27 protein-coding genes are annotated in these 22,225 nt (G+C 35.1%); 10 read left to right on the top strand and 17 right to left on the bottom strand.

What is annotated here, in order from left to right:
* Positions 1–249: 249 nt before the first annotated feature.
* From ABGX27_01675 to ABGX27_01620, 12 genes are all read right to left on the bottom strand, one after another.
* Positions 250–1,206 (bottom strand): YcjF family protein, encoded by a 957-nt coding sequence (locus ABGX27_01675; protein ID MEO2068205.1) that lies wholly within the window; start codon positions 1,204–1,206, stop codon positions 250–252.
* A gap of 12 nt (positions 1,207–1,218) precedes the next feature.
* Entirely contained in the window at positions 1,219–1,908 is a 690-nt protein-coding gene (locus ABGX27_01670; GenBank protein MEO2068204.1) for a hypothetical protein, read from the bottom strand.
* A gap of 116 nt (positions 1,909–2,024) precedes the next feature.
* Positions 2,025–3,167 (bottom strand): dynamin family protein, encoded by a 1,143-nt coding sequence (locus ABGX27_01665; GenBank protein ID MEO2068203.1) that lies wholly within the window; start codon positions 3,165–3,167, stop codon positions 2,025–2,027.
* 12 nt (positions 3,168–3,179) lie between these two features.
* A complete protein-coding gene (locus tag ABGX27_01660; GenBank protein MEO2068202.1) occupies positions 3,180–4,178 on the bottom strand; it encodes a hypothetical protein in 999 nt (332 codons plus the stop codon).
* 495 nt (positions 4,179–4,673) lie between these two features.
* Positions 4,674–5,012, bottom strand: coding sequence for a hypothetical protein (locus ABGX27_01655; protein MEO2068201.1), 339 nt, complete (start codon positions 5,010–5,012; stop codon positions 4,674–4,676).
* Positions 5,013–5,041: 29 nt separating this feature from the next.
* Positions 5,042–7,045, bottom strand: coding sequence for a DUF87 domain-containing protein (locus ABGX27_01650; GenBank protein MEO2068200.1), 2,004 nt, complete (start codon positions 7,043–7,045; stop codon positions 5,042–5,044).
* 42 nt (positions 7,046–7,087) lie between these two features.
* The gene (locus ABGX27_01645; GenBank protein MEO2068199.1) at positions 7,088–7,552 is read right to left on the bottom strand and encodes a DUF2726 domain-containing protein; all 465 of its coding nucleotides are present in this window, start codon (positions 7,550–7,552) and stop codon (positions 7,088–7,090) included.
* Between the two features lie 363 nt (positions 7,553–7,915).
* Positions 7,916–8,821, bottom strand: coding sequence for a 4-hydroxythreonine-4-phosphate dehydrogenase PdxA (gene pdxA, locus ABGX27_01640; GenBank protein ID MEO2068198.1), 906 nt, complete (start codon positions 8,819–8,821; stop codon positions 7,916–7,918).
* Between the two features lie 53 nt (positions 8,822–8,874).
* The gene (locus tag ABGX27_01635; protein ID MEO2068197.1) at positions 8,875–9,306 is read right to left on the bottom strand and encodes a hypothetical protein; all 432 of its coding nucleotides are present in this window, start codon (positions 9,304–9,306) and stop codon (positions 8,875–8,877) included.
* A complete protein-coding gene (locus tag ABGX27_01630; protein ID MEO2068196.1) occupies positions 9,278–10,552 on the bottom strand; it encodes a bifunctional 3,4-dihydroxy-2-butanone-4-phosphate synthase/GTP cyclohydrolase II in 1,275 nt (424 codons plus the stop codon). Before ABGX27_01630 ends, ABGX27_01635 begins: the two co-directional genes overlap by 29 nt.
* 1 nt (position 10,553) lies before the next feature.
* Complete coding sequence (clpP, locus tag ABGX27_01625) at positions 10,554–11,156, bottom strand: ATP-dependent Clp endopeptidase proteolytic subunit ClpP (GenBank protein ID MEO2068195.1); 603 nt, start codon at positions 11,154–11,156, stop codon at positions 10,554–10,556.
* Between the two features lie 40 nt (positions 11,157–11,196).
* On the bottom strand, positions 11,197–13,359 hold the full coding sequence (locus ABGX27_01620) for a bifunctional (p)ppGpp synthetase/guanosine-3',5'-bis(diphosphate) 3'-pyrophosphohydrolase (protein ID MEO2068194.1): 2,163 nt from the start codon (positions 13,357–13,359) through the stop codon (positions 11,197–11,199).
* A gap of 70 nt (positions 13,360–13,429) precedes the next feature.
* Here ABGX27_01620 and murI point away from each other — a divergent pair, with 70 nt between their 5' ends.
* From murI to ABGX27_01585, 7 genes are all read left to right on the top strand, one after another.
* Entirely contained in the window at positions 13,430–14,221 is a 792-nt protein-coding gene (gene murI / locus ABGX27_01615; protein MEO2068193.1) for a glutamate racemase, read from the top strand.
* Positions 14,208–14,915 carry a ribonuclease PH gene (gene rph, locus ABGX27_01610; protein MEO2068192.1) on the top strand — a complete coding sequence of 236 codons (708 nt, stop codon included), beginning with the start codon at positions 14,208–14,210 and terminating at the stop codon, positions 14,913–14,915. Before murI ends, rph begins: the two co-directional genes overlap by 14 nt.
* Positions 14,915–15,511 (top strand): XTP/dITP diphosphatase, encoded by a 597-nt coding sequence (locus ABGX27_01605; GenBank protein ID MEO2068191.1) that lies wholly within the window; start codon positions 14,915–14,917, stop codon positions 15,509–15,511. The genes rph and ABGX27_01605 overlap by 1 nt, the downstream gene beginning before the upstream one ends.
* Positions 15,512–15,545: 34 nt before the next feature.
* Complete coding sequence (locus ABGX27_01600; GenBank protein ID MEO2068190.1) at positions 15,546–15,746, top strand: YggT family protein; 201 nt, start codon at positions 15,546–15,548, stop codon at positions 15,744–15,746.
* Between the two features lie 2 nt (positions 15,747–15,748).
* Complete coding sequence (locus tag ABGX27_01595; protein MEO2068189.1) at positions 15,749–16,252, top strand: DivIVA domain-containing protein; 504 nt, start codon at positions 15,749–15,751, stop codon at positions 16,250–16,252.
* Positions 16,167–16,430, top strand: coding sequence for a DUF167 domain-containing protein (locus tag ABGX27_01590; protein ID MEO2068188.1), 264 nt, complete (start codon positions 16,167–16,169; stop codon positions 16,428–16,430). The genes ABGX27_01595 and ABGX27_01590 overlap by 86 nt, the downstream gene beginning before the upstream one ends.
* A gap of 74 nt (positions 16,431–16,504) precedes the next feature.
* The gene (locus tag ABGX27_01585) at positions 16,505–16,798 is read left to right on the top strand and encodes an HU family DNA-binding protein (GenBank protein MEO2068187.1); all 294 of its coding nucleotides are present in this window, start codon (positions 16,505–16,507) and stop codon (positions 16,796–16,798) included.
* A 35-nt stretch (positions 16,799–16,833) separates the two neighbouring features.
* Here the strand turns inward: ABGX27_01585 and ABGX27_01580 are convergent, their stop codons facing one another.
* Both ABGX27_01580 and ABGX27_01575 read right to left on the bottom strand, forming a co-directional pair.
* Entirely contained in the window at positions 16,834–17,478 is a 645-nt protein-coding gene (locus ABGX27_01580) for a hypothetical protein (protein ID MEO2068186.1), read from the bottom strand.
* A gap of 56 nt (positions 17,479–17,534) precedes the next feature.
* The gene (locus ABGX27_01575; GenBank protein ID MEO2068185.1) at positions 17,535–17,885 is read right to left on the bottom strand and encodes a hypothetical protein; all 351 of its coding nucleotides are present in this window, start codon (positions 17,883–17,885) and stop codon (positions 17,535–17,537) included.
* Positions 17,886–18,002: 117 nt separating this feature from the next.
* Between ABGX27_01575 and ABGX27_01570 the strand changes: the two genes are divergently transcribed.
* A complete protein-coding gene (locus ABGX27_01570; protein ID MEO2068184.1) occupies positions 18,003–18,272 on the top strand; it encodes a hypothetical protein in 270 nt (89 codons plus the stop codon).
* 10 nt (positions 18,273–18,282) lie between these two features.
* Positions 18,283–19,137 (top strand): S-methyl-5'-thioadenosine phosphorylase, encoded by an 855-nt coding sequence (gene mtnP, locus ABGX27_01565; GenBank protein MEO2068183.1) that lies wholly within the window; start codon positions 18,283–18,285, stop codon positions 19,135–19,137.
* A gap of 293 nt (positions 19,138–19,430) precedes the next feature.
* Here the strand turns inward: mtnP and ABGX27_01560 are convergent, their stop codons facing one another.
* From ABGX27_01560 to ABGX27_01550, 3 genes are all read right to left on the bottom strand, one after another.
* A complete protein-coding gene (locus ABGX27_01560) occupies positions 19,431–19,634 on the bottom strand; it encodes a hypothetical protein (GenBank protein ID MEO2068182.1) in 204 nt (67 codons plus the stop codon).
* Between the two features lie 21 nt (positions 19,635–19,655).
* Entirely contained in the window at positions 19,656–20,036 is a 381-nt protein-coding gene (locus ABGX27_01555; GenBank protein ID MEO2068181.1) for a rhodanese-like domain-containing protein, read from the bottom strand.
* A 481-nt stretch (positions 20,037–20,517) separates the two neighbouring features.
* The gene (locus tag ABGX27_01550) at positions 20,518–21,252 is read right to left on the bottom strand and encodes a sulfite exporter TauE/SafE family protein (GenBank protein ID MEO2068180.1); all 735 of its coding nucleotides are present in this window, start codon (positions 21,250–21,252) and stop codon (positions 20,518–20,520) included.
* Between the two features lie 77 nt (positions 21,253–21,329).
* Between ABGX27_01550 and ABGX27_01545 the strand changes: the two genes are divergently transcribed.
* Positions 21,330–22,225 (top strand): TolC family protein (locus ABGX27_01545; GenBank protein ID MEO2068179.1); only part of this gene is annotated, 896 nt, incomplete at its 3' end.

Here is a 22,225-nt window from a genome sequence, read left to right as displayed (position 1 = left end):
TAAAAACATTTTCAAATTTTTCAAGCAGTTTTGATACATAGGATATACCCCTTCTTTTAAGTTCATTAGCTGTTATAATCATCCTTCCTCCAAAAGTGCTATTAAGAGTGCTATTAAAGATATTCTTTAGTGAAAAGAAAAACAATAGGACATCAACAATGTCCTAAATAGAATGCAAAATCAAGTATTGCTACAAAAGGAATAACCTTAAAAATCGGAGAATTAGAAGTTTCGCTTTCTTTAAATTTCTCAAAATTTTTCTATAAGCTTTCTAATTGGTTCTGGTAAAAGTTCTTTTGCCTTCTCAGTTGCTTTTTCTTTTATACTGTTGATAAATTCCTTAACAAACCATAAATATAGATCTTTCCTCATAGTGCGTTTTTTTGTCTTATCTAATGGAATTGGACGACATGTATCTATAACACTATACCCGAACCTTAGAATAAGTATTCCATTTGAAAAGGCTTGTAAAAGAACTTTGCTTATTCTTTCTAAAGCAATAGACTCAATTCCTACCACTTCTACAAGTACATCGTCCGCTACTTCTACTGAAGCAGAGATTGCCATATTTTGGATACTTTGTCTAAATAACTTTAATGTACCGATAAAGTTAGGACGGAAACCATAGATTTTGGCGATTTCCTTTACCAAAAACCAACTTCTCCAAAACATAATAAGAGCATCCAAGAGTGCTACTGGAGATATAGCAGTAGAAACTGCTGTTTGGATAGCAACATTTTTTATAATTCTTTCTGCTTCTTTATCTTTTGGCAGTAACACTCTTTGTTCTAGCTTATGTAACAATTTCAACATTTCATCGAATTCTTGTTTTTTTCTTTCTAACTCCCATTCTTTTCTTAAAGATCTTAGAGAGTAAGTTCCATATTTTTTGTAATAGAAATTCTCATAAAAATTGAAAAATTCAGAAATTGCTTTTCTAATAAGGAATCTATCTTTCTTTTCTATAGCTTCCTTAAGCTTATCCTTTAGTTTTTCTGCATTTTCTAAAAGAAAAATTTCTCTTATATATCCATAGACAGACAGTAATATGAGAAAAAGGAGTATGAAAATAGATCCCAGGAATATTGCACCTAAAAGGGGAGAAGATTCTTTTATTTCATAATATTTACTAGTCACGTCGTTGATTAGGGGAATAATTATAATGAGAGCTAAAAGCACGATTATAAACCAAGATTTTTTCCTCATTTCCTGTTCCCCCTAAAGCTTCTTTAGTAGATCTTCTACTTTTAGAAGTAACTCTTCTGTTTTTTTCATCTTTTCTTTTTCTTCTTTATATGCTTTGTTATCGAAGAAATCTTCTACTTCTTTTATCTTGGTATGAATAAGATGTCTATAGTGATCAAATCTGTTTAATAATCTATCTCTGAGAATTCTTAAATTGTTTTCCAATTTATCCAATATTTGATGTTTTCTGTCCTTGATAAATCCTTCTACCTTCCAATTTTCCAAAGTTAGTTCTGCAAAAGGATTGAATACTTTCTTCCAGATTGAAATTTCCGCTACATCTTCTATTTCTCTTTTTGAAACAGAACAGATTTTTCTTATTTCTTCTATAGCACTTTTAAATACTTCTTTTTCACTAATCTCAAATTTAGGAAGTCTTCCGATGGTTATCATTTTTTCATATTTGTTAATTTCCTCTATAAGTTCTGTTGGAATCTTTTTCCCTACCTTTTTTAATTTCTCTTCAAACTTCTCTTTAAGCTTTCCTTCCTCTGCTTCCAAGAGTTTATCTATGATGCTATTAAAATATCTCTGTAAAGATTCATTTATCTTATGATAAGCTTCCTCAATTTTATATTTTTCCTTTGATAAATTCTCTTCTTTGATATGTTCTCTCTCATTCTCTATGAATATCTTGATTCTCTTAATTTGATCATCTGCCACCTCTTGTATAATGCCATTCTTTTCTCTATCAAAATACCACTTAATTTCAAGAAGCTTGTCAATATATTCTTTCTTTTCTCTTTCTATTTCACCTTTTCTCTCAGTTATGGCATTCTTTATATAAAAGTATCTTCCTTATCTTTACCAGTTAGGCTTAAATTTTCGCTTTTTAATTTTCTTAACCTCTTCCAAACATTATCTTCATGGATATGTTGTCTATTCTTCACTATAAAATTAAAGAGTTCTTTTTCAAAAGTCAGAAAGGCAGATTGGTTTTTTAATTCCTCTTTTTCATACTCAAAACCATCTTCAGCCATTCCCAGATTAACGCGGAAATACTCTACATCTTCTTTAATTACTTGTTTTAAAAGCCTTCGTGTAGTTTCTATAGAATCTTCATCTACTTTTGTAAAACTTTTTATTTCTTTGTAATCTTTACGCCAACACTTTAGAGAAAATTCATTATGAACAAGAAAAACAGGAGGGTTATTCAAGTTCTTATAAAGCTTTCCTACAAACTTAATTCCACTTTCATTTAAAGGAGATACAGTGCTTTGTAAAAGCAACATCAAGTCTACTCTTTCTACAAGCCAATCAATATCTAAATCTTCCTCTCCATCTTTTTTTACACCTCCAACGCCAGCAGTTATTCCATCAAGACCAGGGGTATCAACCAAAAGAATTCCTTCTTTTAGAAGGTTATACTCTCCCTTCAATTCTTTTTCTGCTATTTGAATATTAATAAATATTGGACTTCTCTTACCGGGGATACTATCCTTAGTAAGCCAACCTTGGGCTTTTGAAATATTGTCTTCTTCAATTTCCAATCCTTCTTTAGCAAGTTCTTTTTCGTCTACTATTCCTTTAACATAATCAATAATTGCATGAAAAAGATTCTTCTTATGAGTTTTGTCCTTGGGTCTTCCATAAAACAATAATACTTTACTTGTTTCTCCTCGCGAGAAAATACAAGGTCTTACTGTAGTTTCCCTTCCTAATCGCGTTGGAGAAACCTCTTTATGACACAAAAGATTTATTAAAGTCGACTTTCCACTCTTTAGACCTCCGCATATAATTACAACAAAACTATCAGTTTCTAATTCCTTTTTTATTCTTTTAATGTTGTTTAAAAGTGATAAAAGATTTTCTGCCTTAAAATAATTCTTTCTAATATCTTCTTCCGTGGGCAACTCTTTAAAAAATTTGTCTATAGTTTCTGCTACCTGTAAGGCACGTGGTGAAAGTTTCTTCTTGTTCATTTCTTCCTCCTTTTAAAACGAACTTTTATTAATTATTCTGCCTTCAACTACATCTTCAAAAGAAATTTTTCTCTCAAAAAGTGCATTTATCAGCTTTGTAAGAATCCAAACAACGGTTAAGGGGAGGGCAATTACTTGGACAAAAACCATAGAAACTTCCACAACTATTAGATTAACAAGGGCTTCTACAAGTTCTCCTTTATGTTGCCAAAGATGAACAATGACCGTCTTGAGTTCTGTTGCTTTTTCTTTAGTGGTATTTAAGAACGATCCAAACTTGTCTTTAAAGGAGGAAAACTTTGAGAAAGGATTTAAAGAAAACCCTTCTTCTTGATTTGATTCTTGTTGAAAGTTATCAGGTAAGGAAAGACTTTCCGGAGAAAGGCTTTTTTCATATTCCTTTATAGTGTTAAAAACAGAAAGAGATTTATCTATGTTGGGTTTAAAGTAGTCCTTATAAAGAAAGTCATTGATGACTCCACAAACGGGGAGTGCAAGACGAACAGCTAAAAGAATTACGACTATATTTAAAACCGTTCTTGAAAAGTTTTTAAGCTTTTTTATCCAAAGACCGGGAAGAAGGAAAATCAAGAGGTATGATATTAGCTTAAAAGTGCAAATTTGGAGTATCTCTTTTGAAATTTTCATAAGTCCTAAGATGGCTATTGAGGTTGTTAAAACCGTTGATAGTCTTTCGGTAGCGTCATCTAAAGGATCTAAGACCTGTCCAATGTGGACAGTAACACCAACTCCAAAGGGAGAGATTTCCATTTCTGTCTCTTTTGCCACAGATACCAGTGCATTTGTTAGTCTTGCTACTGCATAGACTGCAACTGCTTCTTTTGTAGCTGTTTCAAAGTATTCATCCCCTTTCTTATCAAGATATGGGATTTCAGAGGGTAACAACCTTAAAACGAAAATAGTAAAAATCAAAAGAATAGACGTATAAATTGTCTTTTTATTTTCCTTAAGGTATGAGATTAAATCCTTTGCCACTTTCTCCTTCTTCACCTCTTGCTACCTCTAACTTCACTATTCCAAATATAGGAATTTTACTTTTTATAGCTTCAGTAGGTGGAGGGTTAATAAATACTCTTTCTATCCACTCTAAACGAATTTTTGCGGAAAATCTATTGAAAATTTTTAAAGTTAACTCTTTCTTTTTTACCGGTAGTTTATCCTAAAGAAATATATAGCCAATAGTTCCTGTAGTTAAATAATAAATAAAAAAATAAAAATACCAAATAAAAAAAATACCAAATAAAATCTTTTTATTTGAAGACAACTTTTCCCTTATTTTTCTTTTCAACTTTTTAAGCCTTCCTTTTAAATTGTACTTTTAGAAAATATACAATAAAAAGCATTGCAAGACAAGGTATATAATGTTTATATGAATTTTTTTAACTGAAAGTTGATAAACTCTAACTTTTAAAAGGAAAAGTTTTCAGTTCCAATTTGAAAAAATAAAAATTCCTTTTTTCTTTTACTTTGGAATAAAAAATTGGACTACTTAATTTCGTAATGTTCATCCCACCTTAATTCTATGTTTCCGTTGAGATTGTAAAACTGGCATATAGATTCAGCTAGTTTTTTATTATTTAAAACTTCTTTAGATGACAAAATAACAAAACAATTTTTACTTTTGTCATAGACCACTCTACCTCTTGGAACTTCATCATATTCCATTAGCTTTAGCTTGGGGTAACAAAGGATAAATTCATCCCAGTATGTAAAGTGGTCACGAGAAGGTTGTATAGTATTTCCGTATTCTTCCCCGTTTTCGACGGGTTCTTTGAAACCGTCAACTTTTCCATTTATTACCCAAAAAACACCTATAAGTTTCATTCAGTTTCTCCTGTTATTGAATTAAAAATTCAACATTCAGAATCCACTCTAACTACCACCGGGAAAGGCACTCCTAAACCGCTTAGTACTCCCATTCCCGTTTGAAGTGAAGGTAAAAGGTTAACAAGGTCTTCTCCTGCAAATTCTACGTAGCTTGATATAGATCCAAGGTCAGCTGAATTCATCGTTCTAAACATAGCTTGCGTATTTGCTTGGGATAAGACGTATTTACTGACTTGGGCTGGTCTTTGGGTTATTACTATGAGACCGAGGTTAAATTTTCTTCCTTCTGAGGCGATTTTTCTTGCCATCGTAAGGGCAAGGTTGTCCTTTCCTGCAGAAACGTCTCCGTAGCTTCCTTCTGGGGCGAAGTTATGGGCTTCTTCAAGGACAATAATTTTTTCTTTTTTACTCTTTTTATTTTGTTTGAAAAGTTCTTGCATAATAAGTCCTGCGAGGTTTACTCTTATCTTTGGTTCGGTTATTTTTGAAAAGTTGAAGATTACAACTTGTTTTTCACTTTCTATTCCAGTTTTAAGTTTTTCGTAGGTTGACTTTTGGTTTGTTAAGATATCTTCTCCTAGAAGTTTCTTAGCTTCTTTATCTACTCCTGCTGGTTCTCTAACTTTCTCCTTTCGTGTTCTGCCATTGTTACCTTCAACTTCTACCTCTTTCTCATCTTCTATCAAAGCTAACAGATCAATTAAATCTTTATTCTTAAAGCCTGTGGTTTCCAACGATGGCTTTATGAACTTAGAAATTTTACTCTTATTATCTCTTGCTAAATTTGAATTACCACTTATTAATCCTGCAAAGCCAACATCTTTAATTAATTCCTCAACTTTTTCTGGATGTATAGGGAATAGGGTATCTTCGAAAACTATATGAAGGATTTTAGAACCTGATACTCCAAACTCTTTTTGTGTTTCAAAGTATTCTCCATGAGGATCAAAAATGAAAAATTGAACCGGATAATCTTTTACGAACCTAGATAAAAGCACTTTGGTAAAGTGGCTTTTTCCAGACCCCGTAGTTCCAAGAATAAGCATATGTTTTGTGGTGATTTCTTTTCCGTCTATAAATACACTGGTATCACTATCTTCTAAATTTCCTACTTTTACTGGATATTCCATATTTCTTCCAGAGAAGTTTTTGGTCATTAGTGCCTTTAAAGTTTCAAAGGAAGCTGAATAGACCGCTTCTCCTACATCAAACGGTTGCATTAGCATCTCAAGTCTTCCGTCTTTTATAATCCCTAAAACTTGTGCAACGGCAACTCTTACTTTGTCTCCATTTTCGTTTAAGTAAGACCAAACTGCTGCTTTTTTCCACTCTTTACTTTTCTTTTGGGTAAACAGTGTTTTAAAAGTATCAATGGATCCAAAGACAGGGGATTCTCTACTAGAAAATGGGTTTGCAAAGAATCCCATATCGTAAGAGTAAATACTTGTAATTTTTGCCAGTATCGTTCCTTCCTTTTGTTTTACTTCAACGTAAGATTGTTCTTTGACTTTAGGTTCAAGTAAAATAAATTCAAATGAACGGGACTTTACTGGGTTAATGGTAAAACCTAGTAGATTATCATCGAACTTTGTGGAGTCTGTTTTTATCCTTTCAAAGTAATCTATAAGTTTTTTTAGTTCTTCTTCATCGTCGTTTATGTCATAGTAAACGGCAGCTTCAATATTTCCTTGTGAATAGTCTGAAAAGCCTGCTTCTGTAAAGTTGGCAGAACCTACTACCGCTTTTTTATCATCAACAATTATGAATTTTGCGTGAAGCCTATTGTTAAGGTAAATAGCTCCGTCCTTTTCCTTTATCTTTCTAAAAGCGTAGTCATCGGTAATAAGTAAATCTTTAAGTTCGGAAGTTCTCAAAACTACTTCTAAGCTGACGCCTTCTGGGAAATTCTTTAGTAATCCATCGACAAGTCTTCCTTTCAACCATGCAGAGGAAATTTTCACAGAATTTTTAGCTTCTTTTACTAAGTCTTCTATGCATTGATATATCTCATCGCTTCTTAAGGTTTTCATTATTTGCCCTCCCTTTTTTATAAGGATTCAGTTGCTAAACAATTATGATCTAATCGCTTTTAAAACGGAAACGATTTCTTTTACATTACTTGAAACTATTAGTCCTACTTCTTCACAGATCCTCTTGGTTCTTTCATCTTTAGAAAGAACAGCAACTGGTCTGTAATCACTATCGGTTATAAGAAAATCTATCTTTTTGGAAGAAATTTTTCCTAAGGAACTAAAGTCTTTTTTGTTTTGAGGTACTATGACATCAAGCATTCTGACATTCGGAAAAACAAAAAAGTCTGGAGAGAGTTCTTTAACAAGTTCAGAGTGGGTGGCAGCTTCTTTTCCACTGAGAAAAGCTTTTTTAGAGTAAACTTCTTCTCTTTTTCTTTTCCTTGAGAAAGAAGGGCAACCAATAAAACTAAAATAGCTACAAAGATTAGAATGAATAGAATAAGCTTCATCCTTTCCCCCTTGGTAAGTTTTAAAAAGTGAAAGATTTTTGTTTGCCTTCTTCATAGTCAACTTAAAGAGGCAGTATTGTTATTACTGAGTCTTTCACCGTTAACCTCCACACCCTTTTTAAGTTCTTTTATTAGCTATTTAATTTCTCTTTTCTCACTTTCGAAAAGTTTATCATTTGTTAGCGGGTTTTAAAATCCTTCTTATTTATTTTGTAAATTTTTTTCACTTATATAAAGCTTACAAAAGCTTATGTCTTCAATTTATACAGCATTTCCAAAAGTTTGTGGACTATCGTTTATCTTGCTTTCTTCAACTGGAAATATGGAAATTACTTAAAGGTTTTCTATTTTTGGAATGTTTTTTATTTAGTCCATCTTCCACAAAGATCAGTTTCATTTTGAGATTTCCCTATTTTTTTTAGCTTTTTCTAAAGCTTCTTTTTTCCACCATCTCCATTGCCATTTTTATTGCCAGCTTAAAACTTTCTGGATTAGCCAATCCTTTGCCGGCTATATCGTAAGCTGTGCCGTGATCAACAGAAGTTCTAACAATAGGAAGTCCTAAAGTAACGTTTACAGAATTTCCAAAGTCTAAAAGCTTTATTGGTATTAATCCTTGGTCATGATACATGCAAAGAACGACATCAAATTCACCTTTTAATGCCCTTACAAAGACTGTATCAGACGGTAGGGCAAAAGGGTAAACGTTTATTCCTTCTTTTCTAGTTTCTGCTATGGCAGGGTTTATTATTTCTATCTCCTCTTTTCCAAAAAGTCCGTTTTCCCCTCCGTGTGGGTTTAGGCTTGCAACTGCTATTTTGGGCGAATTTAGAGTTTTATGTATTAGTCTTAGTTTGGAGATGATTTTTTCTTTTGTAATAAGTTCTGGAACTTCCTTTAGTGAGACGTGAGTGGTTAAGAGGACAACTTTTAACTTTTCATTTGCCAGCATCATTGCAAATTCTTTTACGTTAAAGCAAGAGGCTAAGTACTCTGTGTGTCCAGGAAATTTAAATCCTGCTAAACGTATGGCCTCTTTGTTTATTGGAAGGGTTGTAATAGCGTCTATTAGTCCTTTTTTAGCATCTTTCACTGATCTTTTTAAAAATTCATATTGGACTATTCCTGAAGATTTAGAGATTTTACCTACATTAAAATCGGGATTTTCAACTACGTCTATTAGATAAATCCCCCTTTTTGTTCTATCGGGAGAATCTACTTTTTCTATTTTTATAGGAATTCTTAAAAGCTTGGAGTAAAAGTCGATAACTTTACTTGAACCGTAAATAAAAAAAGATGCGTTTAGGGTTTCTAAAAACGGTATTGACTTTAAAAGAATTTCAGTTCCTATACCTGCAGGGTCTCCTAAAGTAATTCCTATAGACGGTTTAATTTTTCCACCTCTTCAAAAGCTTTTCTTGCCCTTTGCAAGTATTCAGTTGTAATTTTCTCACTTAGAGATCTTAAATCATTACTAAGTTGGTGAAGTTTATAGCGTAATTCTAAGTTTTCTTGTTCAAGGTCTTCAACCTTTGTTTCAAGTTCTTTTATCTTTTCTTCGTAGCCTTTTATGAGTTTCTCTATAAGGGTAGAAAGAGAAGAAGCTAAGGACTCTATTTCTTTTTTTACCTCTTCGGTTTTTGTAGGTTCTGAAAGCTTCTTCTCTTCTTGGGGTTTGGGGTTAACTACTTTGTCTTTGGGCTGCTCACTTTGTTGACTTTGTAGCTGCTGGTTCGGTAAAGGAGAAAATTTTTGGGTAGAATTAGAAGATGGATTTTCCTCATTGTTTAGGTGGATCACCTTTTCCATCCCTTCCTCCAAGATGTTCAAGCTGCTTAAGGTTTAACATGTGCCCTAACTTTTCCTTTTTAGTCCTCAGATAGTTAATATTATAATCACAAATTCCAACTTCTATGGGAACTCTTTCTACAATTTTCAAACCATATCCTTCCAATCCTATGAGTTTCTTGGGGTTGTTGGTCATTAGTCTCATTTTTTTAACTCCAAGATCTCTTAAGATTTGGGCGCCTATTCCAAAGTTTCTCATATCAGGTGGAAAACCAAGTTTTTCATTTGCCTCAACAGTATCAAATCCGTGATCCTGAAGCTGATACGCTTTTATTTTGTTAACAAGTCCAATTCCCCTTCCCTCTTGACGAAGGTAAACTATTACCCCTTTTCCCTCCTTTGAAATCATTTCCATAGCTTTGTGAAGTTGAGAACGGCAATCGCACTTTAAGGAGTGGAAGACATCACCTGTTAAACATTCTGAGTGAACTCTTACTAAGATTGGTTCATCCTCTTTTATTTCTCCCATAACGAGGGCGACGTGTTCTTTGTTGTCAACCAAAGATGTGTAAGCGTAAATTTTCCAAGTGCCATAAGGGGTTGGAAGCTTTGCTTCAGCTTCACGTCTAATGAGACTTTCACTTTTCATTCTATATTCAATAAGGTCTGCAATGCTGATGATTTTTAGGTTGTGCTTTTGGGCGTATTCCAAAAGTTTGGGAAGACGCATCATAGTTCCGTCTTCATCCATTATTTCACAGATAACGCCGGCAGGGTAAAGACCTGCCAGTCTTGCTAAATCTACTGCCGCTTCTGTGTGTCCAGACCTTTTTAAAACTCCACCTTTCCTCGCTCTTAGAGGGAAAATGTGTCCCGGTCTTACAAAATCATTAGGCTTTGCGTCGGGAGAGATGGCTCTTTTTATGGTAATAGCCCTATCGTAGGCTGAAATTCCTGTTGTTGTTCCAAATTTAGGGTGAGCATCTATGGAAACACAGAAAGCTGTTCCCTTAGGATCTGTTGGATTTGGTGTCATCGGTTCAAGACCAAGCTCTTCACACCTTTCTTCTGTTAAGGCTAAGCAGATAAGACCTCTTCCATACTTTGCCATAAAGTTTATAGCTTCAGGAGTTACCTTCTCAGCAGCAATTACTAGATCCCCTTCGTTTTCTCTGTTGGGATCGTCAACGACAATGACCATTTTTCCTTGTTTTATATCCTCTATAGCTTCCTCAACTCTATTTAAGGGAAACCTTCCCTTTACCATTCTATTCTCCCCTTTTTGTAAGCACTTTATCAATGAGTCCGTACTTTTGTGCCTCTTCTGCACTCATAAAGAAGTCTCTGTCTGTGTCTTTCTCTATTTTTCTAATAGATTGTCCTGTGTGCTTAGCAAGAATTTCGTTAAGTATCTTTTTAAGTCTTAGGATTTCTTTTGCGTGGATTTCTATATCTGTTGCCTGTCCTTGAAATCCTCCAAGTGGCTGGTGAATCATTATTCTTGCGTGTGGGAGGGCAAACCTTTTTCCAGGAGCTCCAGCAGCAAGTAGTACTGCTCCCATGGAAGCTGCTTGTCCTAAACAAATGGTTACTACATCAGGCTTTATGTACTGCATAGTGTCGTAAATTGCAAGTCCTGCAGTTACAACTCCACCGGGGCTATTTATGTAAAGGTAAATATCCTTTTCAGGGTCTTCCGCTTCCAAAAATAGAAGCTGGGCAACTATTAAGTTAGCAATATGGTCATCAATTGGAGTTCCAAGGAGGATAATCCTATCCTTTAAAAGTCTTGAATAGATATCGTAAGCTCTTTCACCTCTTCCTGTCTGTTCGATTACTATTGGGACGTATTGATTTAAGATTTCTTCCATTTTTTCCTCCAAAAAACTTAGTTGTTTGCTGGATATTAATTTATTCGCTTTTTGTCAATTTTTCTCTCTTTATCCTTTTAGCGGTGATAACACCTTTTACAGTTCTTAAGGAAGTGAGAACTTTTTGAAGTTCTTCTTTGCTTTTTACGTCTAAAACTAAGTCAAGTATAGTCTTTCCTGCTTGTGATTTTCTCGTGTTTATGTCCGCTATGTTTATGTTGTGTTTTGCTATCGTTGTACTAACACTTGCGAGAACTCCAGGAGTGTCTTCGACCGAAATCCTTACCTTAGCTTTGTAAATAGTTTGTGATGGTAAGAATTCAACTTTTAAGACTTTTCCTGGGGCACTCTCCATTACTTGTTTTGCTACTAAACAGTTCTTAAGGTGGATAACTATTCCTTTTCCACTGTTAACTATTCCTACAACATCATCTCCCGGTAGTGGACGACAGCATTCTGCAATGGAAACCATAAGGTTATCTATTCCATCTATTCTTATACTACTTAAAAAACTTTCTTTTTTCTTTTTTCTCTTTTTCTTCTCTAGTTCTGAATCTAAAGGAAGGTTTAAAAGTTTCCTTGCAAGTTTTTCTGGATCAAGTTTTCCATATCCAACGTCTGCTAAGGCTGAATCCAAGTTTGAATATCCAAGTGATTGTAATCTTTCTAAGACTTCCTTTTCTTCCTTTAAAGACTTCAGACTCTTATTTGAAAGTTTTCTTATTACCTTGTCTACAAGGTTCTCTCCGACTTTCTTAGCTCTTTCGTTTTCTTCTTTCCTCAGGAAAGTCTTTATTGCATTTTTTGCTTTTGAAGTTTTTACGAACTCTAACCAGTCTCTGCTTGGTTTTTCTTCGTTTCCTACTATTATTTCAACTTTATCACCGCTTTGGAGAACATAGTTCAGAGGAACAAGTTTTCCGTTTACTTTTGCGGCTTTACATCTGTGACCGATGGATGTATGGACAGCGTAGGCAAAGTCAACAGGTGTGGAACCAACAGGAAGAGTCTTTATATCTCCTTTTGGGGTGAATACATAAATATCTTCATCGTAAAGATCATTCTGAACATTTTCTAAGAACTCTCTATAGTCCTTTTCTTCTCTTACCCACTCTAAGATATTCCTAAGCCAAGCAAATCTTTTTCTTTCTGATTCGGTTAAACTTCCTCCACCTTCTTTATACTTCCAGTGGGCTGCGATACCCATTTCGGCAACTTGGTGCATTTCCCACGTTCTTATTTGAAACTCTATAAATTGTCCTTTAGGACCAACAACAGTTGTGTGGAGGGACTGATACATATTTGATTTTGGAACTGCTATATAGTCTTTGAACCTTCCTTGAACAGGTTTCCACAAGGAGTGGATTATGCAGAGAACTTGATAACACTCAGGGACTGTATTTGTAATTACTCTTATTCCTGCCACGTCGTGAACTTCCTCAAAAGGTATTCCTTTTCTTACCATTTTCCTGTAAATACCGTAAATGTGCTTTATTCTCCATTGAATTTCTCCTTCTATTCCGTTTTCTTTTAGCTTTTCTCTTACGGTTTCTATGATGTTTTCTAGGAAAGGTAGTATTTTCTTTTTCTTTTCTTTTACTTTTCTTTCAAGTTCTCTGTAAATTTCAGGTTCAAGGTATTTTAAAGAGAGGTCTTCAAGTTCATTTTTAAGTTTGTACATACCAAGTCTTCCAGCAAGCGGTGCATATATTGATAAAGTTTCTTTTGCGTTTCTTATTTGACTTTCTCTTTTCATACTGTCCATTGTCCTCATGTTGTGTAGTCTATCTGCAAGCTTTAAAATTAAGACCCTTATATCTTCAGCAAGAGATAGCAAAAGTTTTCTAAAACTTTCTGCTTCTTTTTCTTCTTTACTTTGAAATTGGTAACCCTCAAGCTTTGTAACTCCTTGGACTAAAAAAGCTACTTCTTTTCCGAACTCTTTTTCTATTTCTTCTATTGGGGTATCTGTATCTTCAACGACATCGTGTAAAAGACCTGCCACAATCGTTGGAACGTCCATTCTAAGCTCTGCTAGAATGTATGCAACTTCTGCCGGGTGGGAGAAAAAAGGTTCTCCAGATTTTCTAAACTGCCCTTCATGTTTTTTTTTAGCGTATTCGTAAGCTTTTCTTATTTGTTCTTCATCAAAAGAGGAACGATATTCTTTGACTTTTTCTATAATTTCTTTGCAGCTTCTCATCTTTTGCATCCTTAGTAAGGTTTAAATATGCTAACTTTCTAAAATTAGTGTCTAAAACTTAGGAGATGCAATGTCTGATAATCCCATAGGGGTTTTTGACTCCGGAGTTGGTGGACTTACAGTTTTGAAGGCTCTAAGAGAAACTCTACCTTCAGAAAACCTTATATATTTTGGAGATACTGCAAGAGTTCCTTACGGAACGAAATCTCCAAGAACAATAATTAGGTATAGTATTGAAAATACTAAGCTTTTAAAAAATTTCAATGTAAAAATGGTTGTTGTTGCATGTAATACTTCCTCTTCTTATGCTCTTGAAATTTTAAAAAGTGAATTTCAAGATATTCCTATTGTCGGTGTTATTAATCCCGGAGCAAAGCTTGCAGTTTCTTTAACAAGAAGGGGTCGCATAGGTGTAATTGGGACGGAAGCAACGATAAGAAGTGGCGCTTACAGAAAAGCAATAAATTCCTTAAAACCTTTTTTTAAAGTTTTTGAAAAGGCTTGTTCCCTATTTGTTCCCCTAATTGAAGAAGGGTGGTTAGACGACCCTATAACTTTAGAAGTAGCAAGAAGGTATCTTTCTCCACTTTTAGAAAAAGGAATAGATACCTTAGTCCTTGGTTGTACTCACTATCCACTTATAAAAGGTATCATTAAAAAAGTATGTCCAGACACTACTTTGGTAGATTCTGCGGAAGCTGTAGCAAAGGAGGTAGAAAAGCTTCTTCCTTCTAAAAACCAAAATGGAAAAGGGGAAGTAAAAATCTTAGTAAGTGATAAAACTGAAAGGTTTGAGAGAATAGCTAAGATGATAATGGGAAAAGAGATTGCTATTGAGGAGGTTTCAATTGATAAGGAATGATGGTAGAAGAGACGATGAACTTAGACCTGTAAAAATTACCGTTGACTATATAAAGCACGCTGAGGGTTCCTGTCTTATAGAGTTTGGAGATACAAAGGTAATATGCACAGCTTCAGTTGAGGAAAAGGTTCCTCCATTCTTGAAAGGAACAGGACAAGGTTGGATTACAGCCGAATATTCCATGCTTCCGAGGGCGACGGCTCAAAGAACGGTTAGAGAGTCTGCAAAAGGAAGACTTACCGGAAGAACTCAGGAAATTCAAAGGCTTATCGGAAGGTCTGTTAGGAGTGCTGTTGACTTAAATCTTTTAGGCGAAATCACTGTTTGGATAGACTGTGATGTTATCCAGGCAGATGGAGGAACGAGAACCGCCTCAATCACAGGTGCGTTTGTAGCTCTTTATAAAGCTCTTGAGAAGATAGATAAACTCTCTGCAATTAAAAACTTTGTTGCTGCTGTTAGCGTAGGAATTGTTAATGGGGAATTTTTGCTTGACCTTAACTATGAAGAAGATTCTATGGCCGAAGTTGATATGAACATTGTAATGAACGACAATGAAGAGTTTGTAGAGCTTCAAGGAACTGCAGAAGGAATGCCTTTTAGTAAAGAAGCTCTTGATAGACTAATACTTTTAGGAGAAAAAGGAATTAAAGAACTAATCAAAAAGCAAAAAGAAGTATTAGGGGTTAAGTAATGAGAATAGTATTTGCAACTAAAAATGAAGGAAAAGTAAGAGAAGTTAAAGAAAAACTTAAAGAGTTTGATATAGAAATTGTTCCAATTTCCGCTGTAAAAGATGTTGAAACTCCAGAGGAAACAGGAGAAACTTTTTTGGAAAATGCTTACCAAAAGGCTGTTTACTATGCTAATGCTTTAAAGGAACCAGTGATAGCTGAAGATTCTGGATTGGAAGTGGAAGTTCTTAACGGATCTCCTGGAGTGTATTCTTCCCGTTTTGCAGGTGAAAACGCAAGCGATGAAGAAAACAACCAAAAACTTGTAGAAGAATTAAAAAAAAGGGGATATTCTGAATCTCCTGCAAGGTATGTTTCATTTATTGTTTTAGCGTTTCCTGAAAAAATGGGACTTTGGAGTGAGGGAGAAGTCAGAGGAAAGGTAACCACACACCCAAGGGGAACAGGAGGCTTTGGCTACGACCCACTTTTCATTCCTCAAGGCTATGAAAAAACTATGGCTGAACTTTCTTTGAAAGAAAAGAATAAAATTAGCCATAGAGGAAAGGCTTTGGAAAAGCTTGTGAAACTTTTAAAGGAGATAAAAAAGTGGTAAAGGAGATTATTCATCTACTCATAGAAGTCTTAATTTGGTTTATTATAGTAGGGGCTTTGCTTTCTTTTGTCCTTATCACAAAAGGAATAAACTTATTTGGGACATTTTGGAGCTAAACGAAAAAATATTGAAGCCAGTTAGAAAATTTGTACCACCTATTGGAGGGATAGATATTAGTCCCATTGTTGTTATAATCATTCTACAGATTATTGATAGCATAATTTGGGGATTGTAAAGATGGAAATAGGAAAAAAGCTAAAGCCTGAGGATATAAGGTCAAAAGAGTTTAACAAAAAGCTTTTTGGATATGATCCGGACGAAGTAGATGCTTTTTTAATAGAAGTAGCGAATGCTTATCAAGATCTTTTAAGAGATCTTGAGAATTTAAAAAGAAACACTCCTGAGTATAAAACTGAAGAGATTGTAGAAAAAGCTCGTAGGAAAATAGAGGAAATTATTCAGAAGAAAATGGAAGAAAAGGAAGAACTTGAAAGGCAGAAAAAGGAAATAGAACTTGAGATAGAAAAACTTCGCTTAGCACAGAAAAAAATATTTGATAGATTAAAGATGGCCATTATCGACATGACAAGAATTATAGAGGAGTTAAGGCCTAATGCTAAAAATAAAGATAAAGGAAAAAGCAATTTTTCTGGAAGTGAAGGTTCAACCCAAAGCTTCACGGAACAAAATAGAGAAAGTGGAAGAGGGGAGACTGAAGATAAAGATAACAGCTCCACCTGAAGGAGGAAGGGCTAATAAACAGGTGATAGAGCTTCTTTCCAAGGTTCTAAAAGTTCCAAAAAGTGCTATAACTATTGTTAAGGGAGAAACATCACGTATAAAGCTTTTAAAAATCGAAAATGTAGACGTTGCAACTTTGCAAGAAAAACTTGGAATAAAAGTGGTTGAAAACTCTTGACAACTAAGAACTTAAATAGTAATTTGTTGCTAAATATTGATACACTTAAACTAAACCCTTTTGGAGGGAGCGGTATGACAAAGAGCGATCTTGTTGCAGCAATCGCAGAAAAAGCTGGCATCAGAAAAAAGGATGCCGAAGCAGCTCTCAACGCATTTCTAGAAGTGGTTACGGAAACTCTCGCTAAGGGCGAGAAGGTAGAGATTAGAGGCTTTGGAACGTTCCTCATGAAGGAGAGAGCTCCAAGGGTAGCTAGAAACCCAAGAACTGGTGAAAAGGTAGAAGTACCTGCTAAGCTTTCTCCTACATTCAAGCCAGGAAAGGACCTCAAGGAAGCTACAGAGAAGGAAATTAAGAAGAAGAAGTAACCATTACAAGGGGGAGGTTTCCCCCCCTATTTAATTTAAAATAACAGCTGGAACTCAACAACAGCTAAGTTATTATCAATTTCTGATACTTCTCTTTCATTAGCCCAAATGTATGCACCTCGTATAGCCGCCTGCCATTTATTCATTAGGTAATAAAAACCTAAGCTTGTATAAGAGACGTCGTTTTTATCTTCAATTTCAGTGTTTGGGTCAACCCAAGAATACCTACCTACAATATGAAGTTTCTTTAGCTTAGGAGCTTGGTAATCCCCTTGAACATAGAATCCCTTAGCGTTTCCAAGCGAAACTTCGTTTCCATTTTCATCTTTAGCGTTGGTTGGATTGTCAAAAAGGTATCCTCCTTCAATAGAAAGCCCTACTGGCTTGATATCTACCCTTGTTTCAATGTCAAAAAGGTTTCTTTTAACTGTTGTAGCGCTGTAATCTGTGTAGGTTAATTTTGAGTTTCTATCGTATCCTGTTTCGTATCCTACTCTTAGCTTCCACTTAACGCTGTTAGTGTTAAGAGGTATAGTATCAACTGCAAAAACGTAAAGGTATTTTTTATTTTTGTTGTAGATTTTGTCAGAGTCCCATCCTTTTACAGATATTCCAACATCTCTCCAAACAGGTGCTATTTTATTAACTGCAACAGGTCTTTCGGGGAACCAAAGTTTCACTCCAGGTTTTAAGTAAGACCTGGAAAGAGGAACTTTAAACTGTCCAAGTTTTAAATTTAGAGGAAGGTTATCAAATTTTTAACATAAGCATCCCAAAGTTCTACTTTACTTCCTCTATCTGCTCTAATGTGGATCATGTAACTTAGCTTTTTATTAAGCTTTCCGTGAAACCTAACTCTTGCTTTTCTTATTCCATTTTCAAAATCTCCATAAATAGACTTTCCTCCAGCTTCATCTATGTCTTGTGTTTGAGAAAATCTAACCAAGATCCTTCCGTCTACCTGGAGCTTTTGGGTTCCCTTTCTTGAGGATACTCTAGTCTCTAACTGGTTTACCTTTTCTTCAAGTTTTTGAAGTTTTTGCAAGATGTCTTCTGTTTCTATTCTTGCACTCCTGAAGTGGTACATAAAAGTGCTGAGATAAGTAGAGGAAAAATGGTTCTAACCATGCTGTTCTCCAGAAAAGTTTTTTAAAGACAGAAACAAAGATGCTAAAATCTCCGAAAACTGTCAAGGAGGACAGATATGATTCTTTCCTTTGGAGAAATTCCACAAGAGCACGAAATTGTAAATATTGCTTACGCTTTTGCTCAGCAAAAACAAAAAAACTGGTTCAACGGAGAACTTCCTATTGATCCTGTTATGAGAGTTGTTTCTATGCTTGAACAGCAAGCTCAAGAACTTAAAGCCGATGGCGTAAAAAATATTAACGTTAGAATTTTGGAAGGAGTGGATGAGGACGGAGATAAAGTAATAAACGTGTGGGGAATGGGAACAATAATAAGACTAAAGTAAGGAGGAAAAAATGAAGATAGGAATTATAGGTGGAAGTGGGCTTTATAACATTGAGGGGCTTACAGACATTGAAGAAATAAAACTTGAAACTCCTTTTGGAAAACCATCTGATGCTTACATTCACGGGAAACTTGCAGGAAAAGATGTTTATTTTCTTCCAAGACATGGAAGGGGACATATCTACCTTCCCTCTGAAGTTCCTTATAGGGCAAACATCTATGGTTTTAAGATGCTCGGAGTTGATTGCATAATCTCTGTTAGTGCTGTTGGTTCTATGAAAGAGGAAATCAAACCGGGAGATTTTGTAATTGTTACTCAATACTTTGACAGAACGAAAAATAGACCTTCTACTTTCTTTGGAGATGGAATTGTTGCTCACGTTGCGTTTGATAAGCCAACTTGCGAGCTCCTCAACGATATTATTTACAACGTTTGTGTAGAAGAGGGAATTCCTGTCCACAGAGAAGGAACTTACATCTGTATAGAAGGACCTCAATTCTCAACGAAAGCTGAGTCCAATATTTATAGAAGTTGGGGTGTTGATGTAATCGGAATGACAAATATTCCAGAAGCTAAACTTGCTAGAGAAGCTGAAATTCCATATTCAGCAGTAGCCCTTACGACAGACTACGATGTTTGGAAAGAAGGAGAAGAGGTTAGTGTAGAAAAAGTTCTTGAAACAATGGCTAAGAATATAGAAAATGCCAAAAGAATGCTAAAGAAAGTTATAGAGGTTCTAAAACCAGAAGATCTTGCAAATTCTCCAGCTAAGACTGCTCTTGTTGGAGCTATACAAACAAAGCCTGAGTATATAACAGAAGAAGTTAGAAAGAGACTTGAACTTTTAATAAAGGACAGAATTTAATATAGGTGCCCCGTAAGGGGCACTTTTAATTAACTCTTTAAATAGTTATTTTTTCCTTTAAATCCTCTGGAATAAGACGTAAAGCCTTACTTTCATGCATTTTCTTAATGTCCCTTTCTCCGTTAACATTTATAATAATTACTCTACCAAATCCTTTGTTATATTTATTGGCAAAATCGTAGATAGCTCCAATTATTACTAAGTTTCCTTTTTCTGCAAGTTCTTTGTACCTATCAAGGGTAACTTTTACCTGCCAGTGAACGTTATTTTCTATTCCGGAAAGCCAAACTTTATCAAAATTTTCTTCCTTTTTTATTAATCATATCTTGAAAAAAGATCTGTGGTTGAACCCTTGCGTCCGAACAGGTAACGAGAGTTACTATTGGATTTTGGGTTTCAATGTGTTCCTCAAAGAACTCTTTACCTTTGTTCTCTACAAAGTAATTGTTTCCTGTAAAGACCTCTTTTATAACTTCTTCGGGAGAAGGCTTTATCATGGTTTCCTCTCTTTAAGGGAATTACTCATTTCCTTTGAGTTTTTTTACAAATCCCGGTTTAAGCTTTTCAACAACTTCTTTTATAGTTGCAGCAAGAACCTTAACGTTGTCAAAACCTTCACTTAGAAGATAAGCATAGGCAATGGATGATCTTACTTTTTCGTTGCAGAAAGTTGCTACAAGTTTGTTCTTAGGAATCTTATCAAGGTTATCGGGTAATTCGTGAAGAGGAATATTTATGCCTAAATTGATTGAAAAGATTTCAACTTCATCTTTTGTTCTAACGTCAAGTAAAATAGCTTTTCCTTCTTTATAGAGTTCTAAGAATTTTTCAAGTCCTATTTTGTGTCCGCTTGAAGTTAAAAAGTCAATGTTCATTTTTCTTATTTCTTTTCTTAGCATCTTTTCCTCCTTTTTGAAAAGTTAGTGGTATAGTATTAGTGGTGAACTACCTACGACTGAAGTCGTAGGCTTCTGAGGGAGTTTGGTAGGTTACATCTACCCTTATCCCTCCGGGCGGGTTCACGCCACCCACTACTCCTATCCCCGCAAATCGCAGGGATTCGGAGATACCTTTTTCTCACTATCCTGTGTCAGGATGTTCATCCCGACACTTTTTCCCGTCTTCCCTGCTATTTGGTTGTTTACCCTCCGCCTGCTTCGGACTTGCTTGCCAGAGGAGGGATACCCACCTTGTTACAGGCAGTTTAAGGGCATTGCCCACATGGCGGGGCTTTCACCCTACCCGCAGGCTTCACAGGGAACGCAGGGAAGATATTCAAATTTTACCATACTCAGCACCCCTTCGGGGTGTCGGGCTGTATCCCCGCTTTGAAAAGCGGGGTTTTAGCCCGTGGTTTTTCTATAAGTGTTAGTGGTGGTCTTAGAGGAATTTTAATAAAAACTTAATTCCGAGGATGAAAAACAACATTCCTAAGATTCTTTTTATTTGCTTAGGATTTAAAAATTTGTGTCCAACGTAAGCGGCTAAATATCCTGCGACTCCAGCAGGAACTGCCGCGCTTAAAGTAATACCCCAATCAACGCTTCCAAGCTTTGCATACGTTATGAATGCTATAAAAGAAGAAAACAAAACAGAAAATGCTGTTACTGGTGCTACCTTCTTTGGATTAAACCCAAAGGCTATTAAAAGAGGGGAGATAATTCCTCCTCCTCCAACTCCCAAGAAACCAGAAACGAAACCGGCTAAACCTCCTGTTAAAGAAGAGATGAGAATGGGATTTTTTTCTTTAAAAACTTCCCTTTTGGGCATGTAAACCATTGTTCCTGCAAAGAAAAGGAAACAGGTAAATGCTATACCAACGATTTTTTCAGGGACGAAGTGAGAGGCATATGCTCCTATAGGTGCAGTGATAATGCTGAATACTACTATTGGAAAAGCCATTTTAAAGTCTATCAATCTTTCTTTTAGGTTATGAACAGTTGCTGAAAAGGTAGAAAAAAAGTTTGTAAAAAGACCGGTAGGTCTTGCAAGGTTAAAAGGAATTCCCAAGAAAACTAAAATTGGAATTAATGCAACGGCAGAACCCAGTCCTCCAAGTGCAAAAAGGAATGAGGTTATGAAGGAAACAAGAGCAATCTCGGAGGGATTAGCCATCTTCCACCTCGTTGACTTACATCAATTTATGTTTAAGAAATTTATGATAAACTTCCATTTTTGTGGAGGTCAATAAGGTGAAGAAGGCACTTATGTTTATAATTGCCCTTTGTTTTTCATCGGCTTATGGAATTACTTTAGAAGAAGCCCAAGAACTAGCACTTAAAAATTATCCAAAGTTAAAGTCTCTTGAGTATAGGGTCAAAAGTTTAAAAGAAAAAGCAAAATCGATATCTTTAAGTAGATTTGGAGAACTTGATGTTCTTTTAACTTTTTATAAGTATGACGATACCTATACTCTTACTCCTTTGTCCAATCTACCTTCTCCCTTGAATCCTCCACCGTTTGATAGTGAAAAGTTAAGTTACGGAATCGGCTATTCTGTCCCTTTGTATCAAGGGGGAACCATAAGAAGGAAAGAAAGAATTTTGAAACTCCAAGCTGAAATTCTTGAAGATTTAGCTTCTTCTACTAAATGGCAAATTAAGTATAAAGTTAGCGTTCTATACCTTAACTATCTTTCCCTATCTTCTCAAGAAAAAGCTCTTTTATCTTATAAGGAAAGCCTTTTAAAACTAAAAGAGAGTGTAAAGATTGGAATTGAGAGAGGAAAACTTGCAAAAGTTGACATCTTAAAAGTTGAATACTCAATAAGTGATATTAATGCAAAGTTAACAGAAATAAGAGCCAAGAAAAAAGCCATTTTAGAGTCTTTAAAAATCTTGGTGGGTAGAGATATAAAAAAACTGGAACCTGTAAAAATTAAGTATGAACCTTTGAAACTTGATACGGAGTACCTATATAAGCTTGCTATGCTTTCCAACCATACAATTAAAGCTAAAGATAAAGAGGTAAAAGTTTCTCTAAACGAGGTTAAAAATGAAAAAAGTAAGTACGGTTTAAAGGTTAAGCTTGATGCTGTATATACAAGAAATTACGGTTTTGAGTCTAGGGAAAACGAAGGATACGGTTT

It is taken from the genome of Desulfurobacteriaceae bacterium (assembly GCA_039832905.1).
Lineage (GTDB): Bacteria > Aquificota > Aquificia > Desulfurobacteriales > Desulfurobacteriaceae > Desulfurobacterium.
The sequence above is the reverse complement of the archived record's forward strand: the minus strand, read 5'-3'. Positions and strand labels throughout refer to the sequence as shown.